The sequence below is a fragment of the Variovorax sp. P4_B10 genome (genome assembly GCF_056402375.1).
Window position 1 is genome coordinate 1 of record NZ_JBFUHN010000057.1, and the last position, 16,085, is coordinate 16,085.

General features: G+C 67.7%; 13 protein-coding genes. 11 read left to right on the forward strand and 2 right to left on the reverse strand.

What is annotated here, in order from left to right:
• From AC1DXX_RS23245 to AC1DXX_RS23290, 10 genes are all read left to right on the forward strand, one after another.
• Positions 1–305, forward strand: a 305-nt coding sequence (locus tag AC1DXX_RS23245) for a Bug family tripartite tricarboxylate transporter substrate binding protein (RefSeq protein ID WP_478136570.1), incomplete at its 5' end; no start/stop codon positions are given.
• Between the two features lie 130 nt (positions 306–435).
• Positions 436–1,668 carry a CaiB/BaiF CoA transferase family protein gene (locus AC1DXX_RS23250; protein WP_478136571.1) on the forward strand — a complete coding sequence of 411 codons (1,233 nt, stop codon included), beginning with the start codon at positions 436–438 and terminating at the stop codon, positions 1,666–1,668.
• Positions 1,665–2,834 carry an acyl-CoA dehydrogenase family protein gene (locus tag AC1DXX_RS23255; RefSeq protein WP_478136572.1) on the forward strand — a complete coding sequence of 390 codons (1,170 nt, stop codon included), beginning with the start codon at positions 1,665–1,667 and terminating at the stop codon, positions 2,832–2,834. Before AC1DXX_RS23250 ends, AC1DXX_RS23255 begins: the two co-directional genes overlap by 4 nt.
• Before the next feature lie 13 nt (positions 2,835–2,847).
• On the forward strand, positions 2,848–3,138 hold the full coding sequence (locus AC1DXX_RS23260) for an acylphosphatase (RefSeq protein WP_478136573.1): 291 nt from the start codon (positions 2,848–2,850) through the stop codon (positions 3,136–3,138).
• Positions 3,139–3,268: 130 nt separating this feature from the next.
• On the forward strand, positions 3,269–4,189 hold the full coding sequence (locus AC1DXX_RS23265; RefSeq protein ID WP_478136574.1) for a hydroxymethylglutaryl-CoA lyase: 921 nt from the start codon (positions 3,269–3,271) through the stop codon (positions 4,187–4,189).
• Positions 4,190–4,193: 4 nt separating this feature from the next.
• Positions 4,194–4,682 carry a YbaK/EbsC family protein gene (locus tag AC1DXX_RS23270; protein ID WP_478136575.1) on the forward strand — a complete coding sequence of 163 codons (489 nt, stop codon included), beginning with the start codon at positions 4,194–4,196 and terminating at the stop codon, positions 4,680–4,682.
• On the forward strand, positions 4,679–4,936 hold the full coding sequence (locus AC1DXX_RS23275) for a DUF1289 domain-containing protein (RefSeq protein ID WP_478136576.1): 258 nt from the start codon (positions 4,679–4,681) through the stop codon (positions 4,934–4,936). The genes AC1DXX_RS23270 and AC1DXX_RS23275 overlap by 4 nt, the downstream gene beginning before the upstream one ends.
• Positions 4,933–5,577, forward strand: a complete 645-nt coding sequence (locus AC1DXX_RS23280) for a DsbA family protein (RefSeq protein ID WP_478136577.1) — start codon at positions 4,933–4,935, stop codon at positions 5,575–5,577. Before AC1DXX_RS23275 ends, AC1DXX_RS23280 begins: the two co-directional genes overlap by 4 nt.
• Positions 5,578–5,744: 167 nt before the next feature.
• Positions 5,745–7,439 carry an MFS transporter gene (locus AC1DXX_RS23285; protein WP_478136578.1) on the forward strand — a complete coding sequence of 565 codons (1,695 nt, stop codon included), beginning with the start codon at positions 5,745–5,747 and terminating at the stop codon, positions 7,437–7,439.
• 110 nt (positions 7,440–7,549) lie between these two features.
• Positions 7,550–7,696: a hypothetical protein gene (locus tag AC1DXX_RS23290; RefSeq protein ID WP_478136579.1), complete on the forward strand. Its 147-nt coding sequence runs from the start codon at positions 7,550–7,552 to the stop codon at positions 7,694–7,696.
• Between the two features lie 16 nt (positions 7,697–7,712).
• Here AC1DXX_RS23290 and AC1DXX_RS23295 read toward each other — a convergent pair whose 3' ends face one another.
• On the reverse strand, positions 7,713–8,825 hold the full coding sequence (locus AC1DXX_RS23295) for an ABC transporter substrate-binding protein (protein ID WP_478136580.1): 1,113 nt from the start codon (positions 8,823–8,825) through the stop codon (positions 7,713–7,715).
• A gap of 182 nt (positions 8,826–9,007) precedes the next feature.
• On the reverse strand, positions 9,008–10,120 hold the full coding sequence (locus tag AC1DXX_RS23300; RefSeq protein ID WP_478136581.1) for an ABC transporter substrate-binding protein: 1,113 nt from the start codon (positions 10,118–10,120) through the stop codon (positions 9,008–9,010).
• Between the two features lie 174 nt (positions 10,121–10,294).
• On the opposite strand from AC1DXX_RS23300, the gene uvrA reads away from it, so the two are divergent.
• Positions 10,295–16,048: an excinuclease ABC subunit UvrA gene (gene uvrA, locus AC1DXX_RS23305; protein ID WP_478136582.1), complete on the forward strand. Its 5,754-nt coding sequence runs from the start codon at positions 10,295–10,297 to the stop codon at positions 16,046–16,048.
• Positions 16,049–16,085: the final 37 nt, after the last annotated feature.

The following is a 16,085-nucleotide window of genomic DNA, read 5'->3' on the forward strand; positions in this document are numbered from 1 at the left end:
CCACGCAGGAGCGCACGCAGCTCTTTCCCGAGCTGCCGCCGCTGGCCGATACGCCCGAGCTCAGGGGCTTCGACATCACCTCGTGGAACGGCGTGTTCGCACCGGCCGGCACGCCGCGCGACATCTTGCTGAAGCTCAACAAGGCGCTGTCGGAGATGGCGAATGGCGCCGCGTTCCGCGAGCGCGTGGCGAAGCTGGGTTTCGATGCCTTCGGCAGCACGCCGGAGGAACTCGGGGCGTTCACCGTGTCCGAACTGGCCAAGTGGAAGAAGCTGATCCAGGCCGCAGGCATTCAACCGGAATGAGCGCGCTTTCGAGTTTGTATTTCTCCCTCCCCTCCCGGGGGAGGGCCGGGGTGGGGGCAAGCGGCGCATCCATCGCGCGCCCTGCCTGCCCCCATCCCAACCTTCCCCCGGAAGGGGAAGGAGCAAGGACATGAACACCACGGGACCTCTCGACGGCATCCGCATCCTCGACCTCACCGCCGTGGTGATGGGGCCCTACGCCACGCAGACGCTGGGTGATCTGGGTGCCGACATCATCAAGGTCGAGCCGCCCGGCGGCGACAACCTGCGCGCGGTCGGCCCGATGCGCCACGTCGGCATGGGCGCGATGGCGATGCACCTCAACCGCAACAAGCGCTCGATCGTGCTCGACCTCAAGCAGCCCGAAGGCCTCGAAGCCTGCCTGCGGCTCGCGGCCGGCTCTGACGCACTGATCTACAACACGCGGCCGCAGGCGATGGCGCGGCTCGGGCTCGGCTACGCGGCGGTGGCCGCGGTCAATCCGAAGATCGTCTACCTCGGCGCCTTCGGCTACGGCGAAGAAGGCCCCTATGCCGGCAAGCCTGCCTACGACGACCTGATCCAGGGAGCGGCCGGCGTGGCCTCGCTGTTTGCGCAGCAGAGCGGCGGTGCGCCGCGCTACGCGCCCGTCACGCTGGCCGACCGTGCCGTGGGATTGCAGGCGGCCATCGCCTTGCTCGCCGCCGTGCTGCATGCGCAGCGCACCGGCAAGGGCCAGGCGGTCGAGGTGCCGATGTTCGAGGCGCTCTCGCAGTTCGTGATGGGCGACCACCTCGGTGGCCACAGTTTCGAGCCGCCGCTCGGCCCCACCGGCTACGCGCGCCTGCTTGCGCCGCACCGCAAGCCCTACGCCACGGCCGACGGCCACCTCAGCGTGCTGATCTACAACGACAAGCACTGGCAGGCCTTCTTCGACGTCATCGGCCGTCCCGCGCTGCGCGATTCGGCGATGTTCGGCACGCACACGGCGCGTGCCGCGAACATCGGCGCGGTCTACGCCTTCGTGGCCGAGGTGATGGCCACGCGCAGCAGCGATGCGTGGATGGCTGCGCTGGAGGCAGCCGACATCCCGGTCGCGCGGCTGCACAGCACCGAAACCCTGCTCGACGACCCGCACCTGCGCGCCGTCGATTTCTTCCCCGAGTTCGATCACCCGAGCGAGGGCCGCATCCGCACCCTCGCGCCGGTCGGCCGCTACAGCGCCACGCCCGCTGCCATCCGCCGCCCCGCGCCGCGCATCGGCGAACAGAGCGTCGAGCTGCTGCGCGAAGCAGGCTATGACGACGAAGCGATCGACGCGATGCTCGCGCGCGGCGTCACGCTGCAGCCGCAGCCGAACCCACCGAAGGACGACAGCGAATGAACTACTCCCTCGACGAAGACCAGCGCTCGCTGGTGGCGGCCATCGAACGGCTCTGCGAAGACTTCCCCCCCGACTACTGGCGTGACCACGACGATCGCGCCGTGTTCCCGCACGCGTTCCACCGCGCGGTGGCCGACAGCGGCTGGCTCGGCATCGCGATGCCCGAGGCGCAGGGCGGCGCGGGGCTCGGCATCACCGAGGCGGCGCTGATGATGCGCGCCATCAGCGCCTCGGGCGCGGGCATGTCGGGTGCCTCGTCGGTGCACATGAACATCTTCGGCCTCAACCCGGTGGTGGTGTTCGGCACCGAGGAACAGCGCCAGCGCTTCCTGCCCCCGCTGATTGCAGGCACCGAGAAGGCCTGCTTCGCCGTGACCGAGCCCGACGCGGGGCTCGACACCACCAGCCTCAAGACGCAGGCGGTGCGCCAGCCCAACGGCGGCTACCTGCTGCACGGCCGCAAGATCTGGATCTCGACCGCGCAGGTGGCCGACCGCATGCTGATTCTCACGCGCACCACGCCGATCGACCAGGTGAAGAAGCCGACGCAGGGCCTCACGCTGTTCTACACGGCGCTGGACCGCAGCAAGGTCGAGGTGCGCGAGATCCACAAGCTCGGGCGCGCGGCGGTGGACTCGAACATGCTCTTCATCGACGGCCTCGAAGTGCCGGAAGCGGACCGCATCGGCGAGGAAGGGCGCGGGTTCGAATACATCCTGCACGGGCTCAACCCCGAGCGCATCCTGATCGCGGCCGAGGCCATCGGCATCGGCCGTGCGGCCCTGCGCATCGCCTCGCAGTACGCCCAGGAGCGCGTGGTCTTCGGCCGGCCCATCGGCCAGAACCAGGGCGTGGCGCATCCGCTGGCGCGTGCCTGGGCCAACCTCGAGGCGGCCGACCTGATGGTGTTCAAGGCGGCCACGCTGTACGACGCGGGCGAACCCTGCGGCATCGAGGCCAACGCCGCCAAGTACCTTGCGGCCGAGGCGGCGCACGACGCCTGCCAGAACGCGATCCTCACGCTGGGCGGCATGGGCTACGCGAAGGAATACCATGTCGAGCGCCTGCTGCGCGAGAGCTACATTCCGCGCATCGCGCCGGTCAGTCCGCAGATGATCCTGAACTTCATCGCGGAGAAGGCGCTCGGGCTGCCCAGGTCGTACTGATGTTGCCAATGCCATGAATCCACCCGCCGTCACCCGCCGGCTCGTCGTCCGCGGCCTCGTGCAGGGCGTGAGCTATCGCTGGTCGATGGTGCAGGCCGCACGGCGCCTGGGCGTGCGCGGCTGGGTGCGCAACCGCCGTGACGGCAGCGTGGAGGCGCTTGCGGCCGGCGAGGCCGCAGCGGTCGAGAAACTGATCCGCTGGGCGCGCCAGGGGCCGGACGGCGCGCGCGTGGATGCGGTCGATGTGGCCGATGCGGGCACGGACGGCGTGCCCGACGGCTTCGAGCAGCGCGAAACTGTCTAGCGTTGGCACCATTTGCAACCTCGCAGGCGCGCATTGCTACCTTCCGCGACTTGTGTACCCGGCAGGGCATTTCCATGTGTCGGACAATGGACGACGGTTTTTCATCCTCCCGCGACACAAGAGACATCCCATGAAACTCCCCGCCAAGGTCAAGATCGTCGACGTCGGTCCGCGCGACGGACTGCAGAACGAAAAGCAGCCGGTCTCGGCCGAAATCAAGATCGGCCTCGTGCACCGCCTGCAGGACGCCGGCCTGAAAGAGATCGAAGTCACCAGCTTCGTGTCGCCCAAGTGGGTGCCGCAGATGGCCGACAACGCCGAGGTGATGCACGGCATCACCCGCAAGCCCGGCGTGCGCTACTCGGTGCTCACGCCCAACATGAAGGGCTTCGAGGCAGCCATCGCCGCGCCGCGTGAAGAGTGGCCCGACGAGATCGTGGTGTTCGGCGCCGCGAGCGAGGCCTTCAGCCAGAAGAACATCAACTGCTCGATCGCCGAGAGCATCGAGCGCTTTGCGCCCGTGGTGGCCGCGGCGCGCGAGAAGGGCATCTACGTGCGCGGCGCGATGTCGTGCACCGTGGGCTGCCCTTATGAGGGTGAGATCGCCCCGGCCAAGGTCGCCTACCTCGCGCAACTGATGAAGGGCATCGGCGTGCAGCGCGTGGACGTGGCCGACACCATCGGCGTGGGCACGCCGCGCAAGGTGCAAGGGGCGATGGAGGCCACACTGGCGCACTTCGATGTCGACGCCATCTCCGGCCACTTTCACGACACCTACGGGCAGGCGCTGGTCAACACGCTGGCGGCGCTCGAACTGGGCGTGTGGAACTTCCAGTCGTCCTCGGCCGGCCTCGGTGGCTGCCCCTATGCCAAGGGCGCGACGGGCAATGTGGCCACCGAGGACGTGGTCTACATGCTGCACGGCATGGGCATCGAAACGGGCATCGATCTCGACAAGCTGATCGACGCGGGTGTCTATATCAGCGAGGCGCTGGGGCGCGAGCCGAATTCGCGGGCGTCGAAGGCGATTCGCACGAAACGGGCGGGTTGAAACGATGTGCGGCGCTGAACTCCATTCGCTGCCCGAAGGCGTGCAGCGCGTCTCGCGCGTGCTGCAGGACGCGGGCCACCTCCATTCGCCGCGCATGCTCGACGACGCCTGCCGCACCGCGCAGCAGGCGGCCGATGCGCTCGGCATCCTGGTCGGGCAGATCGCCAAGAGCATCATCTTTCGCCGCAAGAGCGACGATGTGGCGGTGCTGGTCATCACCTCGGGCGACAAGCGGGTCGACGAGAAAAAAGTCGATGCGCTGGTCGGCAAGACCGGCCGCGCCGATGCCGAGTTCGTGAAGGCGCGCACCGGCTTCACCATCGGCGGCGTGTCGCCGGTGGCGCACGCCACGCCGCCCGTGGTGCTGATCGATCGCGAGCTGTTCCGCTTCGAGGAAATCTGGGCCGCGGCGGGCCATCCGCATGCGGTGTTCCAACTCAGGCCGCAAGACCTCGAAACGCTCACCGGGGCACCGGTGGCGGACGTGGTGTGAACTTCGGGGAAGCGGAAGCACTGGCGGAACGTGCCGTCGCCGTGCGCCTCTTGCCGCAGGACGTTCCCTCGCCCTGCACCTCGGTCTGCCGCATGGACCGCCTGAGCGGCTTCTGCGAAGGGTGCCTGCGCACCATCCCCGAGATCGCGGGCTGGAGCAAGATGGAGGACGACGCGCGGCGCAACGTCTGGCGCGCGATAGAGTTGCGGGCACGGGCCGGCATCTGGCGGGCCTCCGGAGACAACGACACATGAAGCACATCGACTTCTATCTCGACTTCATCTCGCCCTATGCGCACCTTGCCTTCGAGCACCTGCCGCAGGCGTTCGAAGGCCTGAGCTACAGCGTGGCCTACAAGCCGGTGCTGCTCGGCGCACTGCTCAAGCAGCATGGCCAGCTCGGCCCGGCCGAGATCCCTTCGAAGCGCAGCTGGACCTACCGCCACGTGCTCTGGCTCGGCCATGCGAACGGCATCCAGATCGAGATGCCGGCCTCGCACCCCTACAACCCCCTCTCGCACCTGCGGCTCGCGCTCTCGACCTCGGACGACGGCAGCATCAGCCGCCTCGTGGCCGAGACCATCTTCCGCCAAGTGTGGCGCGGCGGTGAAGAGGCGGGCGATGCCACGCGCCTTGCCGCGCTCGCCGCGCAACTGAATCCGAAGCGCGAGATCAACAGCGACGAGAACAAGGCCCTGCTCAAGCGCAACACCGACGAAGCACTGGCGCTCGGCGTGTTCGGCACCCCGGCCTATGTGGTGGACGGGCGCCTCTTCTGGGGTTTCGACGGCCTCGCGATGCTGCGCGCCTACCTCGCCGGAGACGCCTGGTTCGACGGGCCGGAATGGACCGGCGCCGACCAGCGTCCTTCCCTGCTGCGAAGCAGCAAAGGCTGAGCAAAGGCCGGATTTCTTACAGGCTGAAACGTACTCCGCGGGTTTCACCTTAATCCGTAAGCGTCGGTTCAGTTTCGCGAAAGGCTCGGGTCAGTCGCGCCCCCAAGAATGCCTCACGGTCCCGAATACCGGGAACGAATGTACGCATACACACAGGAGACGACGCAATGGCCGCCACACTAGATTCACGGGGAGTGCCGCACCCGGCCCCCCGGCCCATGTCCTCGGAGGAGAAGAAAGTCATCTTCGCCTCCTCCCTCGGCACCGTGTTCGAGTGGTACGACTTCTACCTCTACGGTTCGCTGGCCGCGATCATTGCGAAGCAGTTCTTCAGCGGACTGGATGCGGGCGCTGCCTTCATCTTCGCGCTGCTGGCCTTTGCCGCCGGCTTCCTGGTGCGTCCATTCGGCGCCATCGTGTTCGGCCGGCTCGGCGACATGATCGGCCGCAAGTACACCTTCCTGGTCACGATCCTGATCATGGGCCTGTCGACCTTCATCGTCGGCCTGCTGCCCAGCTACGCGACCATCGGCGTCGCGGCGCCGGTGATCCTGATCGCGCTGCGCATGCTGCAGGGCCTCGCGCTCGGCGGCGAGTACGGCGGTGCCGCCACGTACGTGGCCGAGCACTCGCCGCACGGCAAGCGCGGTGCCTACACCTCGTGGATCCAGACCACGGCAACGCTCGGCCTGTTCCTGAGCCTGCTGGTGATCCTGGGCGTGCGCACCTGGCTCGGCGAACAGGCGTTCGGCGAGTGGGGCTGGCGCGTTCCGTTCCTGGTGTCGATCGCACTGCTCGGGGTCTCGGTGTGGATCCGCCTCTCGCTGAGCGAATCGCCCGCCTTCCAGAAGATGAAGGCCGAGGGCAAGACCTCGAAGGCGCCGCTGTCCGAATCCTTCGGTGAGTGGAAGAACCTCAAGATCGTGATCCTGGCGCTGGTCGGCCTCACGGCAGGGCAGGCCGTGGTCTGGTATTCGGGCCAGTTCTATGCGCTCTTCTTCCTGACGCAGCAGCTCAAGGTCGATGCGACCACGGCCAACCTGATGATCGCCGCCGCGCTGCTGCTCGGCACGCCGTTCTTCGTGGTCTTCGGTACGCTGTCCGACAAGATCGGCCGCAAGCCGATCATCATGGCCGGCTGCCTGCTGGCCGTGGTCACCTACTTCCCGGTCTTCAAGATGCTGACCGAAGCCGCCAACCCCGATCTGGCCCGTGCACAAGCCTCGGCCGGCGTCACGGTGACGGCCGACCCGGCGACCTGCTCATTCCAGGGCAACCCGGTGGCCCGCGAGATCGACTTCAGGAGCTCGTGCGACATCGCCAAGCGCTACCTCGTGCAGAACTCGGTGAGCTATGAGAACGTGGCCGGCGCGCCGGGCTCGAAGGCCGTCGTGAAGATCGGCAGCAAGACGGTCGAGGCGCCCATCGGCAACGTCGTGAACAGCAAGTTCGACGAGAACTCCGCCAAGGAAATCGCGACCTTCAAGAAGGGCATGGCCGAAGACCTGAAGGTTGCGGGCTACCCGGCCAAGGCCGACCCTGCGAAGATCAACAAGGTGGTGACGGTGCTGCTGCTGTTCTGGCTGGTGCTGCTGGTGACGATGGTCTACGGCCCGATCGCAGCGATGCTGGTCGAACTGTTCCCCACCCGCATCCGCTACACCTCGATGAGCCTGCCGTACCACATCGGCAACGGCTGGTTCGGCGGCCTGCTGCCGACCACCGCCTTCGCCATCGTGGCCTCCACCGGCAACATGTACAACGGCCTCTGGTACCCGATCATCATCGCGGGCATCACGCTGGTGGTGGGCACGATCTTCATCCGCGAGACGAAGGACGTCGACATCTACGCGAACGACTGACCTTCATCCGCGAACCCGGAGGGCGAAGGCCCTCCGTTCAACAAAGGGGCTTCATGCCGTCCGCATGAGGCCCTTTTTTTGAACCTCAACATCATCAGGAGATAGAACCCATGTGGAAACTCGTCGTCGGCTTCGTCATCTTTGCCGCCATTGCCCTGTACGTGATCTCGAAGGCCGGCGACAAGATCGACATGTCGGGTGAGAAGCACGGTGGCGACACCACGCACGAGCCTGCGCCCGCTGCTGCGCCCAAGTAAAGGGCTGCGCGGCGAGCTACCTTTTAAAGCGGCCTTCGCTGACGATCGAAAGATCGACGTAGTCGATGCCCGTGTGGTCCGTCGGCGAGTAGTTCACGTCGAGCCCGCCGCCCACGTCGTACTGGAAGCTGTTGAGCGTGGCGATGAGCTTGGCGCGCGTGGGCTTCGGGCCCGTGCGGCGCAGCGCCTCCACCATCACCTTGGTGGCGACGAAGCCTTCGAGCAGCGCGGGCGACAGTTCGTTCTGGCCCTTGGCCTTCGCGAGTGCCAGCGCTTCCTTGATCAGCGGATGGCCGAAGGAGCGCTCGTAGGGCAGCACCTGCGTGATGATCACGCCGGCGCTGGCCGAGCCCAGTTCCTTGATGAAGCCCGAGGCCGCGTTGTTCGACAGCGTGATGATCTGCGCCGCCGAGCCCGCGGCCCGCAGCGCCTTCACGCCTTCGGTCACCGCGGTGCCCGAGCCGATCCACAGCACGGCCTGTGCGTTGGCCTTGGTGAGTTGCGGCACGATCGCCGCGTAGTCGGGCTTGCTGCGGTCGGCCAGCGCAACCACCGCCGGCTTCAGGTTCGCCTTCTCGAAGCCCTTGTTGGCCCCCTCCATCGCATCCTTGCCGAAGGCGTCGTCGGCCTGGACCACGGCAATGCGCTGGATGCCGGTGGTCTGCAGGTGCTGCACCGCTTTCTCGGCTTCGCGCTGGTAGGTCGAGCGCACATTGAAGATGTTCTTCTGCAGGGGCTTGTGCAGCACCATCGCGCCGGTCGAAGGGGCGATGAGCGCCACGCCGTGCTTGTCGAGCAGGGGAATCACCGCGATCGTGTTGGGCGTGCCGCGGTTCAGCAGCAGCGCGAGCACCTTCTTGTCCTCGATCAGGACGCGCGTGTTCTCCAGCGAGCGCTTGGCGTCGAGGCCGTCGTCCAGCCGGATCACCTCGATCTGCTCGCCGTTGATGCCGCCCTGGGCGTTGACCTGGTCGATGACCAGCTGCGAACCCAGGATCGTCTCCTTCACGCTGGCCGACACCGGGCCCGAGAGATCGGCCGACTGGCCGATCAGGATCTGGGCCGACGCGCCCGGAACAGCCGCTGCCAGGAGAAGCGCAGCGGCGCAGGACGTGAACATCGTCTTCATCGAGCAAAGCCTTTCCACGAGGCGTGCGCCCCTGTCAGAAGATGTGTAATGTGTTGCTACAAGTGACATTTGCCTGCTCGTGGAAACCCTGTCAAACCATTGTTTCCAGAATGCCGAAAGCCCCGGCCCGCCGGTGCTCGGCGGGCCGGGGCTGCGGGTTGACGGAGGGAGAGGGGCTGCGATCAGCGCTTGAAGCGCCCGTCGCTGATGATCGAGAGGTCCGCGAAGTCGATGCCGCTGTGGTCCTGCGGCGAATAGCTCACTTCGAGCCCGCCGCCGAGGTCGTAGCCCTTGAGGCTTTCGAGCGCCGCGAGCAGCTTGGCGCGCGTGGGCTTGGGTCCGGCACGGCGCAGCGCCTCGACCAGCACCTTGGCCGCGGCGAAGCCCTCGAGCGCGGCCGGCGAGAGCTCGGCCTGGCCCTTGGCCTTCGCGAGCGCGAGGGCTTCCTTCACCATCGGCTGCCCGAGCGAGCGCTCGTTCGGGAACACCTGCGTGACGATCACGCCGCTGCTCGCGCCGCCGAGCTGCTTGATGAACCCCGACGAAGCGTTGTTCGACAGCGTGACCACCTGCGCCGCCGAGCCTGCCGCGCGCAGCGCCTTGATGCCGTCGACCACCGCAACGCCCGAGCCGATCCACAGCACGGCCTGCGCGTTGGCGTCCTTGATGGCCGGCACGATGGTCGCGTAGTCGGGCTTGTCGCGGTCGGCCGGCACGGTCACCGTGGGCGTGGCCTTGCCCTTGGCGAAGCCGGTCATGGCGCCTTCGAGCGCGTCTTTTCCGAACGAATCGGTCACGTAGACCACGGCGATGCGCGTGAGGCCGATGGTGAGCAGGTGCTGCACCGCCTTCTCGGCCTCGCGCTGGTAGGTGGCGCGCACGTTGAACACATGCTTCTGCAGCGGCTTGTGCAGCACCATGGCGCCGGTGGAGGGGCCGATCAGCGCCACGTCGTTCTTGTCGAGCCAGGGGATGATGGCCTGCGAGTGCGGCGTGCCGCGGCTCATGAAGAGCGCCAGCACCTTTTTCTCCTCGATCAGCACGCGGGCGTTCTCGCTGGCGCGCTTGACGTCGAAGGCGTCGTCCATGCGCAGCACCTCGATCTTCTCGCCGTGGATGCCGCCCTGGGCGTTGGCCGCGTCGATCACCAGCTGCGCGCCGGCGATGGTCTCGTTCACGCCGGCGGCCACCGAGCCGGTCATGCCGGTCGTCTGCCCGATGAGGATCTGGGCCGAGGCGCCCATGCTGGCCAGTGCCAGCAGGGCAGCGGTGCAAAACGTGCGCGTCTTCGTCATGGGAGCCTTTCGGGCGGGTCGGGAAAAGAATGAAAACAAATGTGGTATTTGTTTCTAAAAGTGTCTTGAATTGAATCCGTACAAACCCCTGCGCGGGCGCAGACCATGTGACGCAGTGCACGAATACGTCACGGGCCACTCCCTAGAATGTTTGCCCCACCCCCCAAGGCACTCATGACACAGGGCTCCATCCGGATTCGCGGCGCGCGCCAGCACAACCTCCAGAACCTCGACCTCGACATCCGCACAGGCGAGATGACCGTGGTCACCGGGCCCAGCGGCTCGGGCAAATCGAGCCTCGTGTTCGACACCCTCTATGCCGAAGGCCAGCGGCGCTATGTGGAGACCTTCTCCGCCTATGCGCGCCAGTTCCTGGACCGCATGGACAAGCCGGCCGTCGACAAGGTCGAGGGCGTGCCCCCCGCCATCGCCATCGACCAGACCAACCCGGTGCGCTCCTCGCGCTCCACGGTCGGCACGATGACCGAGCTGAACGACCACCTGAAGCTGCTCTATGCGCGCGCGGCCCAGCTGTTCGACCGCGAAACCGCGCTGCCGGTGCGCCACGATTCGCCCGACAGCATCTATGCGCAGATCGCGGGGCGGGCGGCTGCAGCGGGCGATCCGCGGCTGGTCGTTACTTTCCCGGTCGAGCTGCCTGCGGGCACGCCGGCGGAAGAGGTGACGCAGTGGCTGTCGGCCAGCGGCTTCACACGCGTCCAATCGGAGCGCGAGGTGGCCACGCCCACCGGGCCGCGCAAGGTGCTCGACGTGGTGGCCGACCGCTTCCGGGTATCGGGCGCCGAGCGTTCGCGCGTGGTCGAGGCCATCGAGGTCGCGCTCAAGCGCGGCAGCGGGCGCGTCACGGTGCATGCGCTGGCGGCCGACGAAGCTACGCCGCCCGACGTGTGGAAGTTCTCGACCGGACTGCACTGCCCCGAGAGCGACATCCGCTACACCGACCCGATCCCGTCGATGTTCTCGTTCAACTCGGCCGTCGGTGCCTGCGAAACCTGCCGCGGCTTCGGCCGCGTGATCGGCGTCGACCTGGGCCTCGTGATTCCGAACGACAAGCTCACGCTGCGCGCCGGCGCGATCAAGACCATCCAGACACCCGCCTGGAAGGAAGCGCAGGACGATCTCATGCGCCACGCCGAGGCGGCCGGCATTCCGCGCGACACGCCCTGGAACAAGCTCACCGACGAGCAGAAGCACTGGGTGATCGAGGGCACGCCCAACTACAAGGACGGCAACTGGAACAAGCAGTGGTATGGCGTGCGCCGCTTCTTCGGCTACCTGGAGAGCAAGGCCTACAAGATGCACATCCGCGTGCTCTTGTCCAAATACCGCAGCTACACGCCGTGCCCCGTCTGCAGCGGCGCGCGGCTCAAGCTCGACAGCCTGCTGTGGCGCATCGGCAGCAAGGAAGATGCCGATGCGGTGCTCGAGCCCGCCAAGCGCTTCATGCCGACCGGCGCCAAGTGGACGCGCGCACAGCTTGAAGCGCTGCCCGGCCTGTGCCTGCATGACCTGATGCTGCTGCCCATCGAGCGGCTGCGCCGCTTCTTCGACCGCGTCGAGCGCCACGGCAACGGCAACACCACGAGCGAAGGCGAGGCGCAGGCGCTGAAGCTGCTGTTCGAGGAAATCACCACCCGCCTGCGCTACCTGCACGACGTCGGCATCGGCTATCTCACGCTCGACCGTCAGAGCCGCACGCTCTCGGGCGGCGAGGTGCAGCGCATCAACCTCACGACGGCGCTGGGCACCTCGCTGGTCAACACGCTGTTCGTGCTCGACGAGCCCAGCATCGGCCTGCATCCGCGCGACATGAACCGCATCACCGAGGCCATGCTGCGCCTGCGCGATGCGGGCAACACGCTGGTGGTGGTCGAGCACGACCCGGCCGTGATGCTCGCGGCCGACCGCGTGATCGACATGGGCCCCGGCCCCGGCATCCGCGGCGGGCAGATCGTGTTCGATGGCACCACCGACCAGCTGCGCGACGCCGACACGCTGACCGGCCAGTATCTCGGTGGCCGCAAGAAGATCGGCATGGGCTTCAAGCGGCTCGTGAGCGAGAACACGCATCGGCTCATCCTCGAGGGCGCGCGCGAGCACAACCTGCAGAACGTGACGGTCGAGTTTCCGCTCGCGCGCCTGGTGTGCGTCACCGGCGTCAGCGGCTCGGGCAAGTCCACGCTGATCCAGGACGTGCTGGCGCCGGCGCTCATGCGCCATTTCGGCAAGGCCACGGAAACGCCGGGCGCACACGATCGCATGCTCGGCGCCGATCACCTCGGCGACGTGGTCTTCGTCGACCAGTCGCCCATCGGCAAGACCGCGCGCTCCAACCCCGCGAGCTATGTGGGCGCGTGGGACGCGATCCGCGAGATCTTCGCCACCGCGGCGCTCTCGCGCCAGCGCGGCTACACCGCGAGCAAGTTCAGCTTCAACTCCGGCGACGGGCGCTGCCCGACCTGCGGCGGCTCGGGCTTCGAGCACGTCGAGATGCAGTTCCTGTCGGACGTGTACCTGCGCTGCCCCGATTGCGACGGCAAGCGCTACCGCCCCGAGATCCTCGAAGTGAAGGTCGAGCGCAAGGGCAAGAACTACAACGTGGCCGACGTGCTCGACCTCACGGTGGCCGAAGCGGCCGCGGTGTTCGAGGCCGACCGCGACGTGCTGCGCGTGCTGCAGCCGATCTCCGACGTGGGGCTCGACTACGTCAAGCTCGGCCAGCCGGTGCCCACGCTGAGCGGCGGCGAGGCCCAGCGCCTCAAGCTCGCCGGGTTCCTCGCCGAAGCTGTGAAGAGCGCGACCGCGAGCAAGCAGTCGGTGGCGCGCAAGGGCACGCTGTTCCTGTTCGACGAGCCGACCACCGGCCTGCACTTCGACGACATCGCGCGCCTGATGCGCGCGCTGCGCAAGCTGCTCGACGCCGGCCATTCGCTGATCGTGATCGAGCACAACCTCGACGTGATCCGCGCGAGCGACTGGCTCATCGACCTCGGCCCCGAAGGCGGCGAGGGCGGCGGGCAGGTGGTGGCCGAGGGCACGCCCGAGCAGCTGCGCGAGAACCGCGCCTCGCTCACGGGTGCGGCGCTGGCCGACTACGAGCTGGCCATCGGCCCCGAGGCCTACAAGGTGGCCGAGCGCGCGGCGCGGCGCTACATCGCCAACGCCAAGACGGTGCCCGGCAGCAACGCCATCGAGATCGTCAACGCGCGCGAGCACAACCTGAAGAACCTCAGCGTGGACATTCCGCGCGGCAAGTTCAGCGTGGTCACGGGCGTCAGCGGTTCGGGCAAATCGACGCTGGCCTTCGACATCCTGTTCAACGAAGGGCAGCGGCGCTATCTCGAATCGCTCAACGCCTACGCCCGCAGCATCGTGCAGCCCGCGGGCCGGCCCGAGGTCGATGCGGTCTACGGCATTCCGCCGACGGTGGCGATCGAGCAGCGCCTGTCGCGCGGCGGCCGCAAGAGCACGGTGGGCACCACCACCGAGGTCTGGCACTTCCTGCGCCTCTTGTACGTGAAGCTCGGCATCCAGCACTGCATCCACGACGGCGCGGCCGTTCAGCCGCAGACGCCCGACAGCATCGCGGCGCAGCTGATGCGCAACTTCAAGGGCCAGCACATCGGCCTGCTCGCGCCGCTGGTGAGCAACCGCAAGGGCGTCTACACCGAGCTGGCCGACTGGGCGCGGCCGCGCGGCTTCACCCACCTGCGCGTTGACGGCGACTTCCTGCCGACCACGGGCTTCCCGCGCATCGACCGCTTCAAGGAACACAGCATCGAGCTGCCGGTGGCGAGCCTCGACGTGCTGCCTTCGAAGGAAACCGAGCTGCGCGAGGCGCTGACCAAGGCGCTCGAACACGGCAAGGGCGTGGTGCATGTGCTGAGCCAGCTCGACGGGCTCAGGGCCGCGATGATGGCCGGCGTGTCGGCTGCCGGCATCGGCCGCGTGAACGTGTTCTCCACGCTGCGCGCCTGCCCGGTCTGCAGCACCAGCTATGCCGAGCTCGATCCGCGCCTGTTCAGCTACAACAGCAAGCACGGCTGGTGCCCCGACTGCGTGGGCACCGGCGTCAAGCTCAGCAAGGACCAGCGCAAGGTCTTCGACGATTCCATCCGCGACGACGACAACAAGGGCCGCGAGCAGACCTTCGCCGAACCCGAGGTGGAAGACCTGGCCGACACCGCCTGCCCGACCTGTTCCGGCACGCGGCTCAACGCCACGGCGCGCGCGGTGGGCTTCGGCGCATCGCTGGCGGACGGCTCGGGCGGCATCGGCATCACCGAGCTCGCGCGCATGAGCGTGACCGAGGTGCGGCAGTGGTTCGAAGGGCTGGCGCTCACGGGCCGCGAAGCCGAGATCGCACGCGACCTGGTGCCCGAGATCAAGAGCCGTCTCGAATTCCTCGAGGAAGTGGGCCTGGGCTACCTCACGCTCGACCGTGGGGCGCCGACCCTGAGCGGCGGCGAGGCCCAGCGCATCCGCCTCGCGGCGCAGCTCGGCAGCAACCTGCAGGGCGTGTGCTATGTGCTCGACGAGCCGACCATCGGCCTGCATGCGCGCGACAACCAGATCCTGCTCGACGCGCTGCACAAGCTCGGCGACAAGGGCAACACGCTGGTGGTGGTGGAGCACGACGAGGACACCATCCGCCGCGCCGACCACATCATCGACATCGGCCCGAGCGCCGGCAAGCGCGGCGGCCGCCTCGTGGCCGAAGGCTCGGTGGCCGACATCCAGGCGGCGAGCGAGTCGCAGACCGGCCGCTACCTGCGCGATGCCATCAAACATCCGCTGCAGGCACGGCGGCTCATTCCCTCGCCTGACCCGAAGGCGGAAAACAGTGGCCAATGGCTCACCGTTCATGGCGCCGACCTGCACAACCTGCAGGACCTGACCGCCACGCTGCCGCTGCATCGCCTGGTGGTGGTGACCGGCGTGAGCGGGTCGGGCAAGTCCACGCTCGCGCGCGACGTGCTGCTGGCCAGCGTGCAGGCCGTCGTGATCCAGCGCATGACCAAGGCCGGCCGCGACGCCGACGCCGCCGGCAAGCGGCCGGCGTGGTCCGGCTGCGATCGCGTCGAGGGCTACGAGACCGTCGATCGCGTGCTCGAAGTCGACCAGACCCCGATCGGCAAGACGCCGCGCAGCTGCCCGGCCACCTACATCGGTTTCTGGGACACGATCCGCAAGCTCTTCGCCGACACGCTCGAAGCCAAGGCGCGCGGCTACGGCCCGGCGCGCTTCAGCTTCAACACCGGCGAAGGCCGCTGCCCGGGCTGCGAGGGCGCGGGCGTGCGCACCATCGAGATGAGCTTCCTGCCCGACGTGAAGGTGCCCTGCGAGGTGTGCCACGGCGCGCGCTTCAACCCCGAGACGCTGGCGGTGAGCTGGCGCGGCAAGAGCATCGGCGACGTGCTGCAGATGGAAGTGGACGAGGCGGTCGAGTTCTTCTCGGCCATGCCCAACATCAGCCATCCGCTGCAACTGCTGAAGGACGTGGGGCTGGGCTACCTCACGCTGGGCCAGCCGTCGCCCACGCTCTCGGGCGGCGAGGCGCAGCGCATCAAGCTGGTGACCGAACTCAGCAAGGTGCGCGACGACATCACCCGCCGCGGCCAGAAGGCGCCGCACACGCTCTACGTGCTCGACGAGCCGACCGTGGGCCTGCACATGGCCGACGTCGAGAAGCTGATCCACGTGCTGCACCGGCTGGTGAACGGCGGCCACAGCGTGATCGTGATCGAGCACGACCTCGACCTGATCGCCGAGGCCGACTGGATCATCGACCTCGGGCCCGAGGGCGGCAATGCCGGCGGGCGCATCGTTGCGGCGGCGCCGCCGGAAGAGGTCGTTCGACTGGGTACCCACACCGGCGTGGCGCTGGCACCGGTGCTGGCACGTTGATGCGCGCGGGCGCACAATGGCTTCAACCCTTGGCGCA